This window comes from Sphingomicrobium arenosum, from assembly GCF_026157085.1.
Classification (GTDB): Bacteria; Pseudomonadota; Alphaproteobacteria; order Sphingomonadales; family Sphingomonadaceae; genus Sphingomicrobium; species Sphingomicrobium arenosum.
Genome location: NZ_JANPVN010000001.1, coordinates 2,033,643 through 2,053,352 on the forward strand (window position 1 = coordinate 2,033,643; position 19,710 = coordinate 2,053,352).

Here is a 19,710-nt window from a genome sequence, read left to right on the forward strand (position 1 = left end):
GTCCTTAGCTCGAGCGGCGGAATTGCCAGTTGACGGTCGCGCCCTCCTTGCCCGCCTCGGCGGCGATGACAAGCTGGCTTGCGTTGATCGGGCGCGCACCCGGCGCGATGACGAGGCTCTGGTCGAGCGACAGCGCGCCGCCGGTGCAGCGGAACTGCCATGGCGGCGCATTGCGGGGGCGCAACAGCGCGCCCTGTCCGTCGGCGGTCGGAATGACCTCGACATCGGGGGCGATGTGAAAGCGCAAGAGGAAGGGTAGCGTCTTGCGCCTGAGGCGCCGTCCCTCAGGCTTGAGATTGTCTTCGCCGCGCACCTCCTTGCCGTCATTGGACAGCGCGAGCTTGCGTTCGTGCATCAGCCCGAAGCGCTTGAGATAACCGTCGTGCGTCGCGGTCAGGCGGCTGAAATGATCGTCCTCCTTGCGCTCCACCTCAATGGCCGGGATGCCTTTTTTCGGCACTCCTTCATCGTCGAGCGGTGTCGAGTTGGCGCCATCGAGGACAAGTCCCGAATGGGCGTCCGATCCGCGCAGTCCCGCGACCAATGCTGGCGGCAGCCGGTCGGGCCGCGTGCCGGGGCCCCCGCAGCTCATCACCAGCCGCTGCTCGCCATCGCAAATCTCGATCGCCAGCGTGGAGGCGTGGGCGCTTGGCGCATGCGGCGGCAGCGGCGGCGGCGCGGCGTCGATCTGCACCACCGTGCCGAGCGCCGACAGGCGGTGATAGCCCCAGCCGCGCGGCTTGCGCAGCGGCCGGGCGCGCATGCCGCAGCCTTCGACCAGCGCGTTCAGCGCCTGCGGATCGCCGGGATGCCCACCCTGCCAGCTGGCGAGGCCGCCATCGCCCATGCGCACCCCGTGCAGCGCGGCGAGCGCGGCGCTCGCAGCATCCTCCAGCGCATCGGGCAGCGCCTGCTTGGCGGCAAAATAAGCGGCGCGGACCAGCCCCAGCCGGTCGACCAGCAGCGCCTGTTCCCACGGCCGCCGACTGATCAGCCCGCCGTCCTCATGCTGGCCCTGCCCCAGCGCTCGCATCAGCCCCGCCTCGGCGCGCGCCACACGCGGCAGGTCGCCTTCCATGCACAAGCACGCCGCCGTCATCCCCGCCCATGCGGTGATCCGCGGCAGCCCCGGCGGCACCTTGTCTGCGCTCTCGCCCAATTGGCGCGCGGCGCGAGCCATGGCGTTGAGCAGGCTGCGCCGATACTCCTCGTCGCGGCTCGACAGGATGTAGGGCGCATAGGCCAGCCAGAAGAGCAGCCGTTCGCCCATGAGGTCACTCGCCCAGGCGGCATCGGGTTCGGCACCATGAACGTGCAGCCAGCGGCGCACCACCGCCTCCCCCAGCCGCGAGCCCTGTTCGCGCCCGGCGGCGGCGGCAAGGTCGCGCAGCCACGAAAAACCATGCAGGTGTCGGTGCAGCGGCTGCGCGAGGTCGAGCGTCGAGAAATCGAGCCCCTGCAGCGCGAACCGCTCGCCGTCGTGCAGGAGGACGCCCTGCCCGAGCGCCTCGCCCACGCCGCGATCGCCCTCGACATGGTCGCGCGCCACCGCCGCCAGCCGCAGCGACTGGCGTTTGCCCCCGAGCAGCCGACCGAGCCAGCCGCCCTCGCCCATCAGGCTTGCTTCAGCGCTTCGATGTTGGCGGCATAGGCGCCCGGCCCGCCACGGAAGACCGCGCTGCCCGCGACCAGCGCGGTCGCGCCCGCGCTCTTGCACGAGGGGGCGGTGTCAGGATCGACGCCGCCATCGACCTCGATATGGAAATCGAGCCCGCGCTGCTCCTTCAGCTTTGCGATGGCCTCGACCTTGCGCAGCTGGTCGTGGATGAACTTCTGTCCGCCAAAGCCGGGATTGACGCTCATCACGAGGACGAGGTCGGCGAGGTCGAGCAGATAGTCGATCGATTGCTCGCTCGTCCCCGGATTGATGACCACGCCCGCCTTCTTGCCTAGGCCGCGAATGGTCTGGAGCGTGCGATGCGCATGCGCGCCCGCTTCGGGATGGATGGTGATGATGTCCGCACCTGCCTCGGCGAAGGCCTCGAGATACGGGTCGACCGGGCTGATCATCAGATGGACGTCGAAGGGCTTGTCGGTGTGCGGGCGCAGCGCCTTCACCACCGCCGGACCGATGGTGATGTTGGGCACGAAATGCCCGTCCATCACGTCGACATGGATCCAGTCGGCCCCCGCTGCATCGATGGCGCGAACTTCCTCGCCGAGCTTGGCGAAATCGGCGGACAGGATCGAGGGGGAGATGATGGTCATGATGGTCTTCCCAATGCCCTGATCAGGCGGCGCGGACAAGGTGCGCGATGAAGAAGCCGTCGAGCCCGCCGGCCTCGGCGAGCATCCCCGGCACGATCCTGAGCCAACCCTTCGCGCTCGGCCTCAAGCCCGCCATCTCGGGCACCGGCGCGATCTCGAAATCGGGATGGCGCGCGAGGAAGGCGGGAATCTGCAATTCCCCCTCCTCGGGCTCTAGGCTGCAGGTAGCAAAGACAAGGCTCCCGCCCTTCTTCACCAGCCCCGCCGAAGCATCGAGCAGCTGCGCCTGCAATTCGGCCATTTCGGCGATGATGCGCGGGCTGGCGCGCAGCAGGCTCTCGGGATGGCGGCGAAAGGTGCCGGTCGCGCTGCAAGGCGCATCGAGCAGCACCGCATCGAACGGATCGGCCTTGTGGCGGCGAAGGTCGCGGGTGACGACCCGCGCCGACAGGCCGGTGCGCGCAAGGTTCTGCTTCACCCGCTCCAAGCGCCGTTCAGACAGGTCGAGCGCGGTGACCTCATGCCCTGCGGCCGCGAGCTGGAGGGTCTTACCCCCCGGTGCCGCGCAGGCATCGAGCACCCGCTTAGCCTTTGCGGGGATTAGCCGCGCGGGCAGCGAGGCGGCAAGGTCCTGCACCCACCATTCGCCCTCGTCGAAACCTGGCAGCCCGGTCACCGCATCGCCCGAGGTCACGCGGACATGGCGGGGCGCGAGGCGCGCGCCCTCGGGCGCGGCGGCGTCATCACTCTTGAGGCTGATGTCGAGCGGCGGACGCTCACCCAGCATTTTGCGCGCGGCCTCGAGCGCCTCGTCGCCCCACAGCGCCCAGCGGTCGGCCACCCCGTCCGGGAGCTGCGGCACCTTGAGGTCGGGCAGTTGCTGCTTCAACAGCTTCGAGATCACGCCATGGACCAGCCGACGCTGGCCGCCGACCACCAAGGGCAGCGCGGTGGCGACGACCGCATGATGCGGGATTTCGAGGACGATGGCCTGCGTGAGCGCAAGCCGCAGCACCTGCCGCACCTTCGCATCCTCGGCCACAGGCCTCTCCATCGCCCCGTCGATCAGTGCATCGAGGTCGGGCAGCCGCCGCAGCGTCTCGCCCGCGATGGCGTGCGCGAGCCGCGCATCGTCGGGCTTCAGCCCCGTCGTCGCGGCGGGCCCGGCGGCCTCTAGCGTTTCGGCGCGGCGCAGCACGGCGTCGAGCAATCTGAGGGCGGCGCGGCGTGCGCCGGTCCCAGCGGGGTCGGGGCTACGGTTGTTTTGCGGTCTTGGCATGCGTCCCCTTAGCGCCCAAATGCAAGGGATGAAACGCCCTAAACATCTCGAACCGCCCGAATATCTCTCGCCATCGCCCCCCGTGCCCGAACCCGAGAAGGTCGAGGTCGACGAACCGCCCGTCGGCGAGGAAGAGAAAAAGGACCCGACCCGCTACGGCGATTGGGAACGCAAGGGGATCGCTTGGGATTTCTAGGCAAGCGCCCGAGCGTAGCGACGCCGGCCTGAAAGGCCGCCGGAGCAGCGCGAGGAGCGCGCGAGGCCGCCCTCGCGCCCTAGGCGCTCACCTCAGGCATTTTCCGGCCGCGCCGGGCGGCTCAAGATCTGCTCCACCGCCGCCTCGATATCGACCGCGCCCGACAGGAGCGCCGCCACCGTCTCGACGATCGGCATGTCGATGTCGCGATCCTTGGCGATCTTGGCCAGCACCGGCGCGGTATGCGCGCCTTCTGCCACCGTCGTGCGATCGCTCATCAGTTCCTTCGCCGACTTGCCTTCGCCGATCGCCTTGCCAAGCGAGAAATTGCGGCTCGCGGTCGAGGTGCAGGTGAGGACGAGGTCGCCCAGCCCCGACAGGCCCGCCAGCGTCTCCTCGCGCGCGCCCACCGCCGCGCCGAAGCGCTTCATCTCGGCGAAGCCGCGCGCGATGATCGCGGCGCGCGCATTCTGCCCCATCGCCCGACCCTCGACGATCCCGCAGGCGATCGCGAGCACGTTCTTGATCGCGCCGCCGACCTCGGCCCCGGCGATATCGTCGGTCGAATATAGCCGGAATTGCGGCAGCGCGAGGCGCTCGTGCAGCGCCGTGCCCAGCGCCTCGTCCTCGCATGCCAGCGTCACCGCCGTCGGCAGCCCGCGCGCGACCTCATGCGCGAAGCAGGGCCCCGAGAGCACCGCGATGGGCGACGAGGCGCAGATATCCTTCGCGACATGGTGCAACAGCTGGCCCGAACGCTCCTCGATGCCCTTGGAGCACAGCACCAAAGGCATGCCGGGACAGGGCGCACGTTCGAGCACCGCGCGCATATGCTGGGCGGGCGTCACCACCAGCCAGGCATCGGCCTCGGCAAGGTCGGAGAAATTGTTGGTGGCGCGAATGCTCGGCTCGAGCGGAATGTCCTTCAGATAGACGGGGTTCTGGTGGATCTTGTTGACCGCCCGCGCGACATCCTCTTCCAAGGCCCAAAGCAGCACCTCGCGCCCGCCGGTCGCGGCCACCTGCGCAAGCGCAGTCCCCCAGGCGCCCGCGCCGACAACCGCGATCTTCTCGGTCTTGCTCATGCTTTCACTCCTGCCCCGCGGACCTTTTCGGCTTGCCTGTCGAGCGGCCAGCGCGCCCGCGCCGGCGTATCGAGCGGATCGGTCAGTCCGGCCGCGAACCGCTCCGCCCCGGCCCAGCCGATCATCGCCGCATTATCGGTGCATAGCCACAAGGGCGGCACCGAAAAGCGGCGATCATGCTCGGCGGCGAGCGCTTCCAGCGCCCCGCGCACCGACTGGTTGGCCGCCACCCCGCCCGCCACGACGAGCGCGGGGGCATCACTCTTGTCCAGCGCGATGCGGGTCCGGTCGACGAAACAGTCGACCACCGCCTGCTGGAAACTCGCCGCGATATCGGCATGGCTGTGCTGATCGGCGACCACCGCGCGCTGCACCGCGCTCTTGAGGCCGGCGAAGCTGAAATGCGGCTCCCCCGAGCCGACCAGCGGGCGCGGCAAGGGCACGGCCTCGGGATCGCCCTGTTTCGCCAATTCTTCCACTGCCGGTCCGCCGGGATAGCCCAGCCCCATCAGCTTGGCCGCCTTGTCGAACGCTTCGCCCGCCGCATCGTCGATGGTGGTCGCGAGCCGCCGATAGTCATCGACCCCGCGCACTTCGAGCAATTGGCAATGCCCCCCGCTGGCGAGCAACAGGAGATAGGGAAAGTCGAGATCGGGATCGGTGAGCCGCGGCGACAGCGCATGGCCCTCGAGATGATTGACCGCGATGAGCGGCTTGCCCGTCGCCAGCGCCAGCCCCTTGCCCGCGAGCAGCCCGACCATCACCCCGCCGACCAGCCCCGGCCCCGCCGTCGCGGCGATCGCATCGACGTCGCCCGGCTCCATGTCGGCGTCGACTAGCACTTGCCGAACGAGGTCGGGCAGGATCTCGGCATGCGCGCGCGCGGCGATCTCGGGAACGACTCCGCCGAAGGGCGCGTGACGTTCGGCCTGCCCGATCACACCCTGCGCGATGATCTGCCGGTCCGACGTCACTAGCGCGGCGGCGCTGTCGTCGCAGGAGCTTTCAAGGGCGAGAATGACGGCCATCGGCGCTTCCTTAGACCCGCTGCCCCTGCAAAAGCCAGCATCACTTGCAGCACGGGCAGCCATGAGGCAGGGACGGGCCATGACTTTCCGTTTAGGCACGCGCGGCTCCCCGCTCGCCCTCCTTCAGGCCGAAATGGTCAAGGCGGCGCTCATCGCGGCGCACGGCTGGGGCGAGGATGACGTCACCATCGTCACCATTTCCACGCGGGGCGACCGCGACCGTGTCGCGCCCCTCACCGAGATGGGTGGCAAGGCGGTCTGGACCAAGGAACTCGACCGCGCGCTCCTGAACGGCGAGACCGATGCCAGCGTGCACAGCATGAAGGATGTGGAAAGCGATCCGCACCGCCCCGAGGGGCTCGGCATTGCCGCGATGCTGCCCCGCGCCGACGTGCGCGACCGGCTGATCGGCGCGGACAGCGTCGAAGCGCTGCCGCAAGGCGCGATGATCGGTACCGCCTCGCCGCGCCGCGCCGCCCAGCTCAAGCGCTTGCGCCCCGACATCGCGACCACGCTGTTGCGCGGCAATGTCGCCACTCGGCTCGCCGCCGTGGCCGAAGGGAGGGTTTATGCCACGCTGCTTGCCGCCGCGGGCCTGTCACGCCTTGGCAGCGACGAAGGCAGCGCCATTCCCGTCGAGACGCTGCTCCCCGCTCCTGCACAAGGCGCGATCGGAATCGACGCCCGCGCCGACGACGAGCGCGCGCGCCTTCTGCTCGCCGCCATCGACCATGGCGACACCAGCCGCGCCGTCCGCCTAGAGCGCGCCTTCACCGCGGCCTTGGGCGGCGATTGCCATTCGCCCGTCGCGGCGCTCGCCAAGATGGACGGCGATCGCGCCCGCCTGCGCGCCGCGCTCTACGCCGAGGATGGCAGCGACGAGATCAGCCGCGACGTGACGCTCGCCGCAGAGGATCATGCCGGCGCCGCCACCCTCGCGCGCACCATGCTCGCCGAGGCGCCCGCCAGCATCGCGGGCCTGTTCGACTGATGCGTCCCATCCTCCTCCTCCGCCCCGAGCCCGGCGCCAGCCTCAGCGCCAACCGCGCCGCCGACATGGGGATCGAGGGGGTGGAGACCCTCCCGCTGTTCAAGGTGCGTCCGATCGAATGGACCCCGCCCGACCCCAAGCGGTTCGACGCCATTCTCATGACCAGCGCCAATGCCGCGCGCCACGGGGGCGAAGGGCTCAAGGCCCTGCGCGACCTTCCCGTCCATGCCGTCGGCGAGGCCACCGCCGCCGCCGCCAAGGCCGCCGGGCTGATGGTCGACGAGGTCGGTAATGGCGGGATCGATGCGCTGCTCGACCGCATTCCGGCGGACGCGCGCCTCCTGCACCTCGCGGGCCAGCATCGCCGCGCTCCTGCCGACGCCCCGCAGACGATCGTCCCGCTCGCTGTCTATTCCTCAGTCGCACGCGAGGATCCCCTCGGGCTCGAGCGGCTGGCGGGCGCTATTGCAGTCGTCCACAGCCCCCGCGCGGGCAAGCGGCTCGCCGAACTCGTCGCGCGCGAGGGCATCGACCCCGCCACCATCGCGGTCGCCGCGATCAGCGAGGACGCTTGCCCGCCCGGCAGGATGGACTTCGAGGAGGTCGCCGTCGCCGCGCGCCCTCGTGACCGCGAACTCTTGCAACTGGCCGCGCATTTGCGCGACAAGGGGCGATGAGCTGGAAAAAGCGGGTGGGGCTGGGGGCGGCCCTCATAAGTATCGGCATGGTCACGACGCTTTATGGCGTCAGCCATTGGGAGGCGGGCCAGCGCTGGCTCGGCCTCTCGCCGGACGCGGCCGATGACGTGACGGTAGAAGCCGTCGCCACAGCGGAGCGGCGCCCGCTTGCCGCCTTGCAGGTGCCCGGCGCCGCGGACGATCCCGCCCCGTCGGTGCCGACGCCCGTCGCCTCCGACTCCGATACCGACGCCCGCATCGCCGCGCTTGAACGGGCGATGGTGCGCGCCGAGGGGGCGGCCGGGCGCGCCGACGGCCTGCTCATCGCTTTTGCCGCGCGCCGCGCCGCCGAGCGCGGGCTGCCCCTCGGCGTCCTCGAGCCCCTGCTTGTGGACCGCTTTGCCGCACGTCACGAGGCCGCGGTCGGCACCCTCATCGCCAATGCGCGCGACCCCGTCCTGCTCGACGATCTCGTCGAAGTCTATCAGGGACTGGGCGATGAATTGCGCGGCCCAGGCCCCGATGCCTCGATGCTCGACCGGGTGCGGCGGACGCTCGGCAGCCTCGTCATGGTCTATCCCGCGAGCGAGGCCAATCCGCGCCCCCGCGCCCGCTTCGAACGCGCGTTGGTCGACCTCAAACTCGGCAATGTCGAAGGCGCACTCGCCGAGACGATGCGCTTGCCCGGCGCGCGGGGCGAGACCGCACAGCGCTGGGTCGGCGACGCGCGCCGCTACATCGCGACGCAGCGCGCGCTCGACACCATCGAGACCGCCGCCTTGCTCAACCGAGAGAATATCGCGACCAATTGATTTCGTCTCCGATATCTTTTTCGGACAGCCTTGGTTAAGCCTTTTTCTGCTAGATAAAAGCTCAGCAAAAACCGGGGCTTAGGGGAACGACTTCACAGATGGCAAATTGGCTTGGCAAAGCATTGATCGGGGGCGCGATGGTCCTCTCGTCGGTAGCGAGCGCGCAGCTCGTGGCCGAGGACGCTCGCCAGACCGTGCCGACGCGTCCGCCGCTCGAGATCGACCTCGACGCGGCCGAAAATGACGAGGGCGTTGATCCGCGTGCGCCTTCTACCACCGATCTCGCCATCACCATCCCGCCGCGTCCGGCGGTCATCAATCCGCCCCATGTCGCCGAGCTCGACGCCCGCATTCATGAGCGCGTCAAGCGCTTCAGCGGCACCAGCGGCCTGGCGATAAAGGCGATCGATCAGGGATGGGAAGCCGGGTGGCAGACCGACCGTCTGTTTCCGCAACAGTCGGTGTCCAAGCTGTGGGTGAGCCTGACCGTGCTCGACCAGGTCGACCGGGGTCGCCTCAGCCTTGGCCAGACGCTCCGCTTCGATCGCGATGACGTCACCCTCTGGTCCTCGTCGACGGCGGGCCAGATCCTCAAGGGCGGCTACAGCCGGTCCTTGGACGGGCTCATCTTCGATGCGCTGACCAAGTCGGACAATCACGCCAACGACAAGATGCTTCGCCTCGTCGGCGGGCCCGAGGCGATCCGCCGCATGGTCAATGACAAGGCGCTTGGCGACATTCGCTTCGGCGAAGGCGAGCGCGTCATGCAGGCGCAGATCGCCGGCCTCAGCTGGCGCCAGTCCTATGCCTATAACAATGGCTTCAACCGCGCCCGCGCCGCCGTGCCTTCGGGTCAGCGTCGCGCCGCTTTCCAGAATTATGTCGACGATCCCTTCGACGGCGCCGCGCCGATGGCGATCGCCCGCGCGCTGGCCCGGCTCGAACGCGGCGAATTGCTGTCGCCGCAATCCACCGCCAAGATGCTGACCACCATGGGCATGACCCGCACCGGCAAATTGCGCGTGAAGGGCGGATTGAAAGCCGGCTGGGAATGGAGCCACAAGACCGGCACCGGCCAGACACTCGGCGGCTGGCGCGGCGGCTTGAACGATGTCGGCATCCTCACCGCGCCCGACGGCACCAGCTATGCGCTCGCCTTCATGACCGTGCCCAATCCCGACGACGGCAGCGCGCAGGAACTGATGCGTGACGTCACCCGCATGGTGATCGACCATCACGAGCGCTACGGCCGCACCGGCAGCATTGCCAGTCGCTAGCGCCTCCCGTTAAGGCGGGGGCATGGACCGCGCTTTCTTCGATCTCCTCCGCGACCGCGCGCGACGCGCTATCGCGGGCGTCACCGATCTGACGCCGGACAACAAGCTCGACACTGGCTTCGATCCGGTGACCGAGGCGGACCGCGCCGCCGAACGCGCGCTGCGCGAGGTCATCGAGGCGCATTTTCCGAACCATGGCATCTGGGGCGAGGAATATGGGTGGAGCCGCGAAGGTGCCAACCGTCACTGGAGCCTCGATCCGATCGACGGTACGCGCGCCTTCATCTGCGGCCTGCCGAGCTGGGCGATACTGGTCGGTCACCTCGAAGACGGCGAACACATCGCCGGCATGATCGACCTGCCCGACCTCGACACGACTTATGTCGGCGTGGATGGCGAGACCCGCCTCAACGGTGACCCGGTACGCACCAGCGGCTGCGCCTCGCTTGCCCAAGCGCGCATCGCCACCACCGATCCCTATCTCTTCGATACGGGCGAAAAGCGTCGCTTCGAGTCGCTGCGCAGCGCCGCGCGACTGACCCGCTACGGCATGGACGCCATGGCCTTTGCCAAGGTCGCCAGCGGGCACCTCGACCTTGCCACCGACACCGGCCTGAAGCGCCACGATTATGACGCGCTCGTCGCGGTCGTGCGCGGCGCGGGCGGTCATGTCGGCAATTGGTCGGGCGGCAGCGACCTGTCGGGCGGTGACGTCATCGCGGCTGCCAGCCAAGCGCTCTACGACGAAGCGGTGCGCACGCTCGCCTAGGCCGCCTGCCCCGCCGCGACCCCGCTCGCCCAGGCCCATTGGAAATTATAGCCGCCAAGCCAGCCGGTCACGTCGACCGCCTCGCCGATGCAGAACAGGCCAGGCACCTTCTTCGCTTCCATCGTCTTCGACGACAGTTCGGCGGTCGAGATGCCGCCCACCGTCACCTCGGCCTTGGCGAAGCCCTCGCTGCCATTGGGCAGGAAGTCCCAACCCCCAAGCCGCGTCTCGGCGTGCGCCAGTGCCTTGTCGGGCAGGCCTTGCATCGGGCCTTTTAGCCCAAGCCGCTCTGCCAGCGTCCCCGCCAGCCGCTCGGGCAAGCGCTCGGCGAGCAGCGTGCCGACCTGCCGATTGGGCGCCGTGCGCTTGGCCTCGCGCAACCAGCCCTCGCCCTCGCTTGGCAGGAAGTCGATGCGCACCGCCTCGCCATTCTTCCAATAGCTCGACACCTGCAGAATCGCCGGCCCCGACAGCCCGCGATGCGTGAACAGCGCAGCCTCCTTGAACGGCGGCCCCGCCATGGCACGGGCCACCACCGGCGCTGCCACCCCCGCCAGTCCGCGGAACAGCAATTGGTCGCCCGCCAGCGTCAGCGGCACCAGCGCCGGACGCGGCTCGACGATCTTCATCCCCCATTGGCGTGCGAGGTCGTAGGCAAAGCTCGTCGCGCCCAGCTTGGGGATCGACAGACCGCCCGTCGCCAGCACCAGAGAATTTGATATCACTTTTCGTGCGCCGACCGTGGCGACGAATTCTTCCCTTTTTCGCGCCACTTCCGCCGCCTGCCCGAACGCAAACTCGACACCGGCTGCGCGGCACTCGTCCATCAGCATGGCAACGATCTGCTTGGCCGAACCATCGCAGAAAAGCTGCCCGAGCGTCTTCTCGTGCCACGCGATGCCATGGCGATCGACCAGCGCGATGAAGTCGGCGGGCGTGTAGCGCCGGAGCGCCGACTTGGCGAAATGCGGGTTTTGGCTGAGGTAATTAGGATCGCCCGCGCCGAGGTTGGTGAAGTTGCACCGCCCCCCGCCCGAGATCAGGATCTTCTTTCCCGGCGCGTCATTATGGTCGATCACCAGCACGCGCCGTCCGCGCTGCCCGGCGGTCATCGCCGCCATCAGCCCCGCGGCGCCAGCGCCCATCACGATCACATCATAGGGGTCCATCGCCCGCGCCTAGATCAGCCGTGACGGCGCTGCAACTCGGCGGTGACGTCGGCCAGCGCCAATCCCTGGTCTTTCAGCAGCACCAGCAGGTGATAGAGGAGGTCCGCCGCCTCGTTGGTCAGCTCCTCTGTATCGCCTACGGTTGCCGCCAAGGCTGCCTCGACGCCCTCCTCGCCGACCTTCTGCGCGACCCGCTTGGTGCCCTTTGCGAGCAACCGCGCGGTATAGCTGTCCTCGGGATCGGCCCCCGCGCGCTCGGCGATCACCGCTTCCAGTCGCGCAAGGAAATGCGGCGCGACGTCGACAGCGAAGCAGCTGTCCATGCCCTTGTGACAGGTCGGCCCGGCGGGATCAGCAATGATCAAAATCGCGTCGCCATCGCAATCCATATGGACCGACTGCACGGCAAGGCTGTTGCCGCTGCTCTCGCCCTTGACCCACAGCCGCTCCTTCGACCGGCTCCAGAAGGTCACCACGCCCGTCTCGATGGTCGCCTCCAGCGCCTCGCGATTCATATAGCCGAGCATCCGCACGCGGCCATCATCCGCGCCTTGCACGATCGCGGGCAACAGCCCGTCCATCTTGTCCCAGGCCAATGCCTTCACATCGATCATCGCCGTACCTCCATCCCTTGGCCCGCCAGATAATCCTTCAGGTCGCCGATCGCGATCCGCCGGTCGTGAAACACGCTCGCCGCCAACGCGCCCGAACAGCCAACGCCGAAGGCTTCGGCGAAATGCTGTGGCGTGCCCGCCCCGCCCGAAGCGATGACAGGCACGTCGACCGCCTCGCACAGCGCCTCCAGTTGCACGAGGTCATAGCCTTTACGAACCCCATCATTGTTCATCGCGTTGAGGACGATCTCGCCCGCCCCCAGCGCCACCGCCTCGCGCGCCCAGTCGAGCGTTTGCAGCCCCGCATCCTGCGTCGCTTCTGGCCGCCCGGTGAATTTCTTCACCCGCAGCACGCCGTCCGCATCGGTGAAACTGTCGATCCCCAGCACCACGCACTGACGCCCGAAGGCCTCCGCCAGCCGGGTGATAAGGGCTGGATCGCGCAGCGCGGGCGAATTGACGCTGACCTTGTCGGCCCCTGCGCCGAGCACCGCCGCCGCCTTCTCGACGCTGTCGATCCCGCCCGCCACGCTGAAGGGAATGTCGATCACCGCCGCCACCTTGTGAACCCAGTCCACATCGACGCTGCGACCATCCGCGCTGGCGGTGATGTCGTAGAAGACGAGCTCGTCGGCGCCTTCGCGCACATAACGCTCGGCATTCTCGACGATATCGCCAATCGCGCGATGGTCGCGAAACTGCACGCCCTTCACGACTACCCCGTCGGCGACGTCGAGGCAGGGAATGATCCTAGCCGCGGGCACGCTCGATCCCCTCCGCCACGCTGAACGCGCCTTCCCAGATCGCCTTGCCGGTGATCGCCGCCGCCGCGCCCGCTTCACGCAGCGCATCGAGATCCTCGAGCGTCGCGACGCCGCCCGACGCCTGCACCGCCTTTTCGGGATAACGTTCGGCCAACGTAGCGTAGAGTTCGGTGTTGGGCCCGGCCATCATCCCGTCCTTGGCGATGTCGGTGACGAGCAGGTGTTGCACGCTCGGGAATTGCGCCAGCACCTCATCGAGCGCCATGCCGCTATCCTCGGCCCAGCCGTGCTTGGCCACCATCGGCACCCCGCCGCGCAGATTAACGTCAAGCGCCAGCGTGATCCGATCGGGCCCGAAATAGCCAAGCATGTCGGCAAAGGCCCGCGGCTCGTTCAAGGCAAGGCTACCGACCACGACCCGCGCCACGCCTGCCTCGAACAGCGGCTTGGCATGCGCGGTCCCGCGAATGCCGCCCGCCACCTGCAAGGGAAGGATCGACGCCAGTTCCATCAACAGGTCGTGCTGCACCGGGCTTTTCGCGCGCGTGCCGTCGAGATCGACGACATGCGCCATTACCGCCCCCGCGTCCCGGAATGCTTCGAGCGCTTCGCTGGGCGAGGGGTCGTAATCGGTTCGCGCATCGAAATCGCCTTGGCGAAGGCGCACGGGTTTGCGGTCCATGAGGTCGAGGGCGGGCAGCAGGATCATGAGGTCAGGAAGGCTTTCAAAAAGGCCGCGCCGGGCGCGGAGGAACGTTCGGGATGGAATTGCGCACCCCAATAGGGGCCGCGGCGCACGATGACAGGAAACGTCCGGCCATAGGTCGCCGACGCCGCATCGGCCTCGCTCGGGGGACAGGCGAAACTATGCGCGAAATAGAGGTGGTCGCCGTCCTCGACCCCTAGCCCCGCCGCCACGTCGTGGAGCCGCGTCCAGCCCATATGCGGCACAGGGCGGCCGGGCGCGGGAGAAAGTGACGTCACTTTTCCCGGCAGGATGCCGAGCAGCGGCGTGTCGGTTTCGTCCGACCCCTCGAACAAGAGCTGCATCCCGACGCAAATGCCGAGCGTCGGCCCGCTCCGTCCGCGCAGCACCTCGGCCAGCCCCGCTTGCTCGACCCGCTGCATCGCATAGCCGGCATGGCCAACACCGGGCAGGATCACCCGCTCGGCCTTGGCGATGACGTCAGGGTCGCGGGTACGCAGCGGCGGCGCCCCGATGCGCTCGAACCCCAAACGCACCGATTCCACATTGCCATAGCCAAGATCGATCAGCGCAAGGTCGGTCACAGCGACCCCTTGGTCGAGGGAATGCCGCCCCCGCCGCCCGTGCTCAATCCCTGCCGCAGCGCGCGCCCGAACGCCTTGAAGGCGCCCTCGACCTTGTGATGGTCATTGTCGCCCTCGACCTTCACGTGGATCGCCGCGCGCATGCTATCGGCGAGGCTGCGGAACACGTGCGGGGTCATCTCGGTCGGAAATTCGCCCAGATGCTCGGCCTCGAACGATCCGTCGAACTTGGCGAAGGGCCGCCCCGACAGGTCGATCAGCACCTCGGCGCGCGTTTCGTCCATCGGCAACGCAAAGCCGAAGCGCCCGATGCCGGCGCGGTCGCCCAGCGCCTCGTCGAGCGCCGCGCCGAGCGCCAGTGCGACATCCTCGATCGTGTGATGCGGGTCGATATGCGTGTCGCCGGTGCAGGCGAGGGTGAGCGAAAAGCCGCCATGGCTCGCCACCTGGTCGAGCATATGGTCGAAAAAGCCGATCCCCGTGGCGATCGATCGTTCCGGCTCGGGCGCATCGAGGTCGATCGACAGCGCGATCTGCGTCTCGCTCGTATCGCGCGTGACGCTGGCGCGGCGGCGCTTGGGCCCATCCTCGCGGATCCCGAAGACGCTCAGCAGCGCGCGGTTTTCGGCCTCGGTGCCGATCGTCACCCGCACGCCGCCCGGCGCGGCATTGGGTCGAAAGCGCACCTTGACCGCCGCCGCCTCGAGCCGCTTCGCCAGCGCTTGCGGGTCGGCGACGACGAGGAACAGGTAATTGCCGCCCTCGTACAGCGCTTCGACCTCGTCCACACCGCGCAACAGCGCCGCAAGCCGCGCCCGCTCGGCGAGCAGCGTCTCGACCCGCTCGGCATGGATCGGCATCCGCTCGGGCGCCAGCGCCGATAGCGCCGCGGCGATCGACGGCCCCGGCAGCGGATAAGGCGGCGACACGCGCGCCAGCCAGTCGATCACATTGGCATCGGCGATCGCACAGCCGATCCGCGCCCCCGCCAGCCCATAGGCCTTGGACAGCGTCCGCAAGACAATGAGATTGTCGAGATTGCCGGCATCGGGCGCGAGGCTCGGCGCGTCCGAAAACTCACCATAGGCTTCGTCCGCCACCACCAGCGTGTCGGGCAGCGCGGCGGCGATCTCGCGCACCGTGTCAACCGCAATGGGCGTACCGGTCGGGTTGTTGGGCGTGCACAGGAATAGGAGCTTCGGCGCGATACCGTCCTTCGCCGCCTTGAGCACCGCGCCCGGATCGAAAGCGAAATCCTCGCTCATCCGCACACTGTCGACCTTCGCCCCCTGGATGCGCGCGAATTGCGCATAAGCGGAAAAGGTCGGCTCGACGACGAGGATGCGATCCTCGCCCGGCCGCAGGAAGGCGCGGCACAACAGATCGATGGCGTCATCGCTGCCCCGCGTCACCCACAAGCGCTGCGGGAAGACGCCATAAAGCCCTGCCATCCGCCGCCGTAGCGCATCGGGTTGCGGCTCGGGATAGCGGTTGATGTCCTTGCCCCCCGCCAGCGGCGCAAAGGGGTTCTCGTTAGCGTCGAGCCGGATCGTCCCCGGCACCGGCGCGCCCGCAAGATCGGTGCTCGGCAGGCCCCGCAGCTCGGGCCGGGCGAGGCGATCGCCGATCGGTTGGTCGCTCATCGCACGCCCTCCTTCTCGCCCGCGCGGATCTCGGCGGCCCGCGCGTGCGCCTCGAGCCCCTCGAGGCGCGCGAGGATCGCCGCTGGCCCCGCCAGTCGCCGCGAGGCCTCGGTCGTCAAACGCTGCACGCTGATCGCCTTCAGATAGGTCAGCGCGGTGACACCGCCGGTGTAGCGCGCCGCGCCATCGGTCGGGAGCACGTGGGACGAGCCCGCCAGATAGTCGCCGAAGCTCTCCGCCGCGCCCTCGCCGACGAAGATCGCGCCGGCATTGGTCACGCTTTCGGCCAGCCGCGCGGCCTGTCCGTCCTCCAGCGCGATGCTGAGATGCTCGGGCGCATAGGCGTTGGCGATGGCGACAGCCTCGCCCAGGTCGGCACAACGGATCGCCCGCGTCGGCGCGAAGTTGCCTCCCATCGCGGCGGCCTGCGCGTCGACCTCGTCGAGCACGCGCTCCAGTATGCCCTCATCGGGGCTGACCACCAGCACCTGCGCATCCGCGCCATGTTCGGCTTGGCTCAACAGGTCGGCCGCCACCCGCGCCGGATCGCTGTCCTTGTCCGCGATCACCAGCAATTCGCTCGGCCCCGCGGGCAGGTCGATACCGGGGCCGCCGGGCAGGCTCGCGACTTGCGCCTTGGCCGCCGCGACCCAAGCATTGCCGGGCCCGCAAATACGGTCGACGGCCTCGATCTCGCCCGCGCCAAAGGCCAGCGCGGCCACCGCCTGCGCCCCGCCGATCGTCCAGATCGCCTCGATCCCGCAATATTTGGCTGCCAGCGCCACCGCCGGGTCGAGCCCGCCTCCGGCACGCGGCGGCGTCACGACGGTCAATCGCTCGACCCCCGCAACCCGCGCCGGGATCGCCAGCATCAACAAGGTAGAAAAGAGCGGTGCCTTGCCGCCCGGCACATAAAGCCCCGCCGATCCCAGTGGCGCCCAGCGCTTCTCGACCGTCAGCCCCGGCACGGTCTCGACCGACACGGGGGCGGGCAGCGTCGCTTCGTGGAAGCGCCGGATATTCTCCGCCGCCATTTCGATCGCTGCCACTGCCTGCGCGGGCAGCTGCGCCCGCGCCTGTTCGGCATAAGGCGCCACTGCGAGCCGCTCGGGTGCCGCGCCGTCGATCCGTTCGGCAATTTCGCACAGCGCGTCCCAGCCGCCGCCGCGGACCTTGGCGATGATGTCGCGCACCGCCTCCTGCATCGCGCCATCCTCGCGCCGCTCGGGCCGCGCCAGCGCGGCCTTGCGCCCCTGGGCGTCGAGCGCGCTCCAGTCGATCACCCGGTTCACAGCATCATCTTTTCGATGGGCATGACGAGAATGTCGCGCGCGCCAGCCGCTTTCAGCGCTTCCAGCGTTTCCCAGAAAACCGATTCTCGCGCCACCGCCTGCACCGCGACATGACCGTCCATCCCCATCAGCGGCATCACCGTCGGCGCTTCGGCGCCCGGCAGGATGCGGGTGATGTCGGCGAGCGCCTCCTCAGGCGCATTGAGCACGATATATTTGCTCTCCGCCGTCGCGATGACGCCCAGCATTCGTGTTTTGAGCGCCTCGGCACGATCCACCATCGGCGGGGCCATCGCGGCGCGCGTACGGATGAGCACGCTTTCGGATTCGAGAATGGTGTGCACTGGTTTCAGGCCGTTCGCCTCTAGCGTCTGCCCGGTCGAGACGAGATCGCAGACATAATCGGCGATGCCCAGCCGCGGCGCCAGTTCGACCGCGCCATGCATGGTCACGACTTCGGCCTCGATCCCCTCGCGCGAGAGCCAGTCGCGGGTCAGCAGCGGATAGCTGGTCGCGATGCGCTTGCCCTCGAGCATCGCGGGCGACCAATCGTCGACCACCGGAATGGCGATCTTGAGCGCGCAGCCGCCAAAGCCCAGCCGCGCCAGAACATCGACATCCTCGTTGGCCGGGTCGAGCCGATATTCCTCGAGCACGTTCAACCCCACGATGCCGAGATCGCATACCCCGTCGCCGACCAGCGTGGGAATGTCGTCATCGCGTACCAGCATGAGGTCCAAGGGGAAATTGGTCGCCCGCGCGGTCAGCTGTCCCTTGGCGCTGCGGATCTTGATCCCCGCCTTGGCCAGCAACCCGTCACCGGCATCCGCCAGCCGCCCCGATTTCTGCACCGCCATGCGCAGGCGGGTGATGGTCGTCGTCATTGCTCGTCCCTGTCGATTGTGGCCTCATTCGTGGCGGCCTCGTTCATCGCCGCCAGCGCGGTGCGATAGCCCCCCGCCGTGCCGCCCTTCAGGAATCGCGCGACGCGGGTGATGGTGGTGGTCGACACGCCGGTCAGCTCGTGAATCTGGCGATAGGTCCAGCGCTCCTCGTCCAGGAGCCGCGCGACGTGCCACCGTTCCGCCAGCGCGCGCCGTTCGGACGGCGTGCACAGATCATCGAGCAGCATGGCGATCGCCGCCGGATCATCGAGCCGCGCCAATACGGCGCTCAATTGCCGCTCCGCCTCGACGGGCGACTCGGCCCCGCTTCCAGCTACCCGTTCCCTGATTTCTGCCATAAGCTTGTTCCAACGTGTTAAAACGCTGGAATGCATTTAGCGGTCCTTCTGTCGATTGCAAGGGGCTCTTTGTCGAAACACGCTGAAGCGCGCGGCGGTCGGCGTCAGGCTACGCTGCGACGAAGGAGATCCTCTGATGACCAGCCTCGCCCTATTGCTGTCGGCCAGCCTGCTCGATCCGGCCACCCCGACCCCGATCCACGCCGCGGGTCTGGACGATGTCGTCCTCTACGAGCCGCTCGGGCGCATCGATCCCGCGCAGATCGATGATCAGGGCATCCATGTTCTCAGCCTGATGGGTCGAGAGGATCTGGCCATCGCGCACCGCGACTATGAGCGCGGAACTTGCCCGACCGATCCCACCGCAGACCCGATGGCCCTGATTCTGGAACGCGCTGCGCAAACGCGGATCGTCATCATCAACGAGCAGCACACCCGCTCGCGCTCACGCCTTACCACCGCGCAGCTCATTCCGGCGCTGCACGATCTTGGTTATCGCCATCTCGCGCTCGAGGCCTTCTCCAATCCGCCCTCGGACACAGGCTCCGTCACCCTAAAGGATGGCAAGCCTCGCGAGTTAGACGGCGGCTATACGCGCGAGCCGACCTTTGCTGCCGTTCTGCGCGAGGCAGGCGAGCGCGGCTGGCAGTTTCACGCCTATGAAATCATCCATGACGAGGAGAGCCTCGCGCTTTCACCCCTCGATCGAACCAATCGGCGCGAGCAGGCACAGGCCAACAATCTCGTCCGAGTGCTCGCCGCCATGCCCGCCGATGAAAAACTCCTCATCCATGTCGGCTACAGCCATGGCATGGAGACACCTTACGATCTCGGCGAGGATGGCACGATCCATTGGATGGGGCTTCGTCTCGCCGCCGCCACCGGCATCGACCCGCTAACGATCAGCCAGGTCGATTGCGTCCACGATGGCTCGGGCCTGCGCCTCGTCACCGATCCGGATCGACAGCGCGAGGGCTATGACCTGACCGTCGCGATCCCCGCCGAACGGCTGGTCGAGGGCCGCCCTGCGCACCGCGTCGAAGCGATGGGCCTCGAACCGCGCGCCATCCCCACGGCCTGGCGCCCCGCCACCGGCTGGCATGTCATCGAGGTCCGCGGCCCGGGCATGGGGCTGGACGAAGTCCCTCTCGATCGCATCGCCATCCATGCCAGCGAGACCACGCTCCCCGCCTACCTCGTCCCGGCCGAAGGCGACCACGAGGTGCGCATCATCGCCGTAGCCGACGCGCCGGGCGACTGAACGCCCGTCCGCCCGACCACGGCCTTTTTGCCGCTTGACGCGCGCGCCGAAA

Annotated in this window: 21 protein-coding genes; 7 read left to right on the forward strand and 14 right to left on the reverse strand. The window is 68.4% G+C overall.

Going from position 1 to position 19,710, the window contains the following annotated elements:
- Positions 1-4 precede the first annotated feature (4 nt).
- The 3 genes from NUW51_RS10180 to NUW51_RS10190 are packed head-to-tail and all read right to left on the reverse strand — an operon-like array spanning position 5 to position 3,547.
- A complete protein-coding gene (locus NUW51_RS10180; protein WP_265587409.1) occupies positions 5-1,615 on the reverse strand; it encodes a heparinase II/III family protein in 1,611 nt (536 codons plus the stop codon).
- Entirely contained in the window at positions 1,615-2,268 is a 654-nt protein-coding gene (gene rpe / locus NUW51_RS10185; RefSeq protein ID WP_265587410.1) for a ribulose-phosphate 3-epimerase, read from the reverse strand. The genes NUW51_RS10180 and rpe overlap by 1 nt, the downstream gene beginning before the upstream one ends.
- Before the next feature lie 22 nt (positions 2,269-2,290).
- Positions 2,291-3,547 carry an RsmB/NOP family class I SAM-dependent RNA methyltransferase gene (locus tag NUW51_RS10190; protein ID WP_265587411.1) on the reverse strand — a complete coding sequence of 419 codons (1,257 nt, stop codon included), beginning with the start codon at positions 3,545-3,547 and terminating at the stop codon, positions 2,291-2,293.
- A gap of 28 nt (positions 3,548-3,575) precedes the next feature.
- Here NUW51_RS10190 and NUW51_RS10195 point away from each other — a divergent pair, with 28 nt between their 5' ends.
- Positions 3,576-3,743 carry a DUF1674 domain-containing protein gene (locus NUW51_RS10195; RefSeq protein WP_407696341.1) on the forward strand — a complete coding sequence of 56 codons (168 nt, stop codon included), beginning with the start codon at positions 3,576-3,578 and terminating at the stop codon, positions 3,741-3,743.
- Positions 3,744-3,835: 92 nt separating this feature from the next.
- Here NUW51_RS10195 and NUW51_RS10200 read toward each other — a convergent pair whose 3' ends face one another.
- Both NUW51_RS10200 and tsaD read right to left on the reverse strand, forming a co-directional pair.
- Complete coding sequence (locus NUW51_RS10200) at positions 3,836-4,828, reverse strand: NAD(P)H-dependent glycerol-3-phosphate dehydrogenase (protein WP_265587413.1); 993 nt, start codon at positions 4,826-4,828, stop codon at positions 3,836-3,838.
- Complete coding sequence (gene tsaD / locus NUW51_RS10205; RefSeq protein WP_265587414.1) at positions 4,825-5,856, reverse strand: tRNA (adenosine(37)-N6)-threonylcarbamoyltransferase complex transferase subunit TsaD; 1,032 nt, start codon at positions 5,854-5,856, stop codon at positions 4,825-4,827. Before tsaD ends, NUW51_RS10200 begins: the two co-directional genes overlap by 4 nt.
- 79 nt (positions 5,857-5,935) lie before the next feature.
- On the opposite strand from tsaD, the gene hemC reads away from it, so the two are divergent.
- The 5 genes from hemC to NUW51_RS10230 all read left to right on the forward strand — a co-directional run bounded on the left by hemC (position 5,936) and on the right by NUW51_RS10230 (position 10,382).
- A complete protein-coding gene (gene hemC, locus NUW51_RS10210) occupies positions 5,936-6,847 on the forward strand; it encodes a hydroxymethylbilane synthase (RefSeq protein WP_265587415.1) in 912 nt (303 codons plus the stop codon).
- Entirely contained in the window at positions 6,847-7,524 is a 678-nt protein-coding gene (locus tag NUW51_RS10215) for a uroporphyrinogen-III synthase (RefSeq protein ID WP_265587417.1), read from the forward strand. Before hemC ends, NUW51_RS10215 begins: the two co-directional genes overlap by 1 nt.
- Positions 7,521-8,336, forward strand: coding sequence for a hypothetical protein (locus NUW51_RS10220; protein WP_265587418.1), 816 nt, complete (start codon positions 7,521-7,523; stop codon positions 8,334-8,336). The genes NUW51_RS10215 and NUW51_RS10220 overlap by 4 nt, the downstream gene beginning before the upstream one ends.
- 98 nt (positions 8,337-8,434) lie before the next feature.
- On the forward strand, positions 8,435-9,613 hold the full coding sequence (locus NUW51_RS10225; RefSeq protein ID WP_265587419.1) for a serine hydrolase: 1,179 nt from the start codon (positions 8,435-8,437) through the stop codon (positions 9,611-9,613).
- A gap of 22 nt (positions 9,614-9,635) precedes the next feature.
- The gene (locus NUW51_RS10230; protein ID WP_265587420.1) at positions 9,636-10,382 is read left to right on the forward strand and encodes an inositol monophosphatase family protein; all 747 of its coding nucleotides are present in this window, start codon (positions 9,636-9,638) and stop codon (positions 10,380-10,382) included.
- Here the strand turns inward: NUW51_RS10230 and NUW51_RS10235 are convergent.
- Genes NUW51_RS10235 through NUW51_RS10275 form a run of 9 tightly spaced genes read right to left on the reverse strand, consistent with a single transcriptional unit; the run spans position 10,379 to position 18,397 of the window.
- Positions 10,379-11,551: a BaiN/RdsA family NAD(P)/FAD-dependent oxidoreductase gene (locus NUW51_RS10235; RefSeq protein WP_265587421.1), complete on the reverse strand. Its 1,173-nt coding sequence runs from the start codon at positions 11,549-11,551 to the stop codon at positions 10,379-10,381. The genes NUW51_RS10230 and NUW51_RS10235 overlap by 4 nt on opposite strands.
- Before the next feature lie 14 nt (positions 11,552-11,565).
- Positions 11,566-12,165 carry a bifunctional phosphoribosyl-AMP cyclohydrolase/phosphoribosyl-ATP diphosphatase HisIE gene (gene hisIE / locus NUW51_RS10240; protein WP_265587422.1) on the reverse strand — a complete coding sequence of 200 codons (600 nt, stop codon included), beginning with the start codon at positions 12,163-12,165 and terminating at the stop codon, positions 11,566-11,568.
- On the reverse strand, positions 12,162-12,929 hold the full coding sequence (gene hisF, locus NUW51_RS10245) for an imidazole glycerol phosphate synthase subunit HisF (protein ID WP_265587423.1): 768 nt from the start codon (positions 12,927-12,929) through the stop codon (positions 12,162-12,164). Before hisF ends, hisIE begins: the two co-directional genes overlap by 4 nt.
- Positions 12,916-13,638: a 1-(5-phosphoribosyl)-5-[(5-phosphoribosylamino)methylideneamino]imidazole-4-carboxamide isomerase gene (locus NUW51_RS10250; protein WP_265587424.1), complete on the reverse strand. Its 723-nt coding sequence runs from the start codon at positions 13,636-13,638 to the stop codon at positions 12,916-12,918. Before NUW51_RS10250 ends, hisF begins: the two co-directional genes overlap by 14 nt.
- The gene (hisH, locus tag NUW51_RS10255) at positions 13,635-14,219 is read right to left on the reverse strand and encodes an imidazole glycerol phosphate synthase subunit HisH (protein ID WP_265587425.1); all 585 of its coding nucleotides are present in this window, start codon (positions 14,217-14,219) and stop codon (positions 13,635-13,637) included. The genes NUW51_RS10250 and hisH overlap by 4 nt, the downstream gene beginning before the upstream one ends.
- Positions 14,216-15,862, reverse strand: a complete 1,647-nt coding sequence (gene hisC, locus NUW51_RS10260; RefSeq protein ID WP_265587426.1) for a histidinol-phosphate transaminase — start codon at positions 15,860-15,862, stop codon at positions 14,216-14,218. The genes hisH and hisC overlap by 4 nt, the downstream gene beginning before the upstream one ends.
- Positions 15,859-17,154, reverse strand: a complete 1,296-nt coding sequence (hisD, locus tag NUW51_RS10265) for a histidinol dehydrogenase (protein ID WP_265587427.1) — start codon at positions 17,152-17,154, stop codon at positions 15,859-15,861. The genes hisC and hisD overlap by 4 nt, the downstream gene beginning before the upstream one ends.
- Entirely contained in the window at positions 17,151-18,038 is an 888-nt protein-coding gene (gene hisG / locus NUW51_RS10270; protein WP_265587428.1) for an ATP phosphoribosyltransferase, read from the reverse strand. The genes hisD and hisG overlap by 4 nt, the downstream gene beginning before the upstream one ends.
- Positions 18,035-18,397: a YerC/YecD family TrpR-related protein gene (locus tag NUW51_RS10275; RefSeq protein ID WP_265587429.1), complete on the reverse strand. Its 363-nt coding sequence runs from the start codon at positions 18,395-18,397 to the stop codon at positions 18,035-18,037. The genes hisG and NUW51_RS10275 overlap by 4 nt, the downstream gene beginning before the upstream one ends.
- 136 nt (positions 18,398-18,533) lie before the next feature.
- Between NUW51_RS10275 and NUW51_RS10280 the strand changes: the two genes are divergently transcribed.
- Positions 18,534-19,658, forward strand: coding sequence for a hypothetical protein (locus NUW51_RS10280; RefSeq protein ID WP_265587430.1), 1,125 nt, complete (start codon positions 18,534-18,536; stop codon positions 19,656-19,658).
- Positions 19,659-19,710: the final 52 nt, after the last annotated feature.

Excerpts from the sequence above, each read along its gene's own strand:
- NUW51_RS10180 (WP_265587409.1), bottom strand. The coding sequence starts at position 1,615 with ATGGGCGAGGGCGGCTGGCTCGGTCGGCTGCTCGGGGGCAAACGCCAG.
- rpe (WP_265587410.1), bottom strand. The coding sequence starts at position 2,268 with ATGACCATCATCTCCCCCTCGATCCTGTCCGCCGATTTCGCCAAGCTC.
- NUW51_RS10190 (WP_265587411.1), bottom strand. The coding sequence starts at position 3,547 with ATGCCAAGACCGCAAAACAACCGTAGCCCCGACCCCGCTGGGACCGGC.
- NUW51_RS10195 (WP_407696341.1), top strand. The coding sequence starts at position 3,576 with ATGAAACGCCCTAAACATCTCGAACCGCCCGAATATCTCTCGCCATCG.
- NUW51_RS10200 (WP_265587413.1), bottom strand. The coding sequence starts at position 4,828 with ATGAGCAAGACCGAGAAGATCGCGGTTGTCGGCGCGGGCGCCTGGGGG.
- tsaD (WP_265587414.1), bottom strand. The coding sequence starts at position 5,856 with ATGGCCGTCATTCTCGCCCTTGAAAGCTCCTGCGACGACAGCGCCGCC.
- hemC (WP_265587415.1), top strand. The coding sequence starts at position 5,936 with ATGACTTTCCGTTTAGGCACGCGCGGCTCCCCGCTCGCCCTCCTTCAG.
- NUW51_RS10215 (WP_265587417.1), top strand. The coding sequence starts at position 6,847 with ATGCGTCCCATCCTCCTCCTCCGCCCCGAGCCCGGCGCCAGCCTCAGC.
- NUW51_RS10220 (WP_265587418.1), top strand. The coding sequence starts at position 7,521 with ATGAGCTGGAAAAAGCGGGTGGGGCTGGGGGCGGCCCTCATAAGTATC.
- NUW51_RS10225 (WP_265587419.1), top strand. The coding sequence starts at position 8,435 with ATGGCAAATTGGCTTGGCAAAGCATTGATCGGGGGCGCGATGGTCCTC.
- NUW51_RS10230 (WP_265587420.1), top strand. The coding sequence starts at position 9,636 with ATGGACCGCGCTTTCTTCGATCTCCTCCGCGACCGCGCGCGACGCGCT.
- NUW51_RS10235 (WP_265587421.1), bottom strand. The coding sequence starts at position 11,551 with ATGGACCCCTATGATGTGATCGTGATGGGCGCTGGCGCCGCGGGGCTG.
- hisIE (WP_265587422.1), bottom strand. The coding sequence starts at position 12,165 with ATGATCGATGTGAAGGCATTGGCCTGGGACAAGATGGACGGGCTGTTG.
- NUW51_RS10250 (WP_265587424.1), bottom strand. The coding sequence starts at position 13,638 with ATGATCCTGCTGCCCGCCCTCGACCTCATGGACCGCAAACCCGTGCGC.
- hisC (WP_265587426.1), bottom strand. The coding sequence starts at position 15,862 with ATGAGCGACCAACCGATCGGCGATCGCCTCGCCCGGCCCGAGCTGCGG.
- hisG (WP_265587428.1), bottom strand. The coding sequence starts at position 18,038 with ATGACGACGACCATCACCCGCCTGCGCATGGCGGTGCAGAAATCGGGG.
- NUW51_RS10275 (WP_265587429.1), bottom strand. The coding sequence starts at position 18,397 with ATGGCAGAAATCAGGGAACGGGTAGCTGGAAGCGGGGCCGAGTCGCCC.
- NUW51_RS10280 (WP_265587430.1), top strand. The coding sequence starts at position 18,534 with ATGACCAGCCTCGCCCTATTGCTGTCGGCCAGCCTGCTCGATCCGGCC.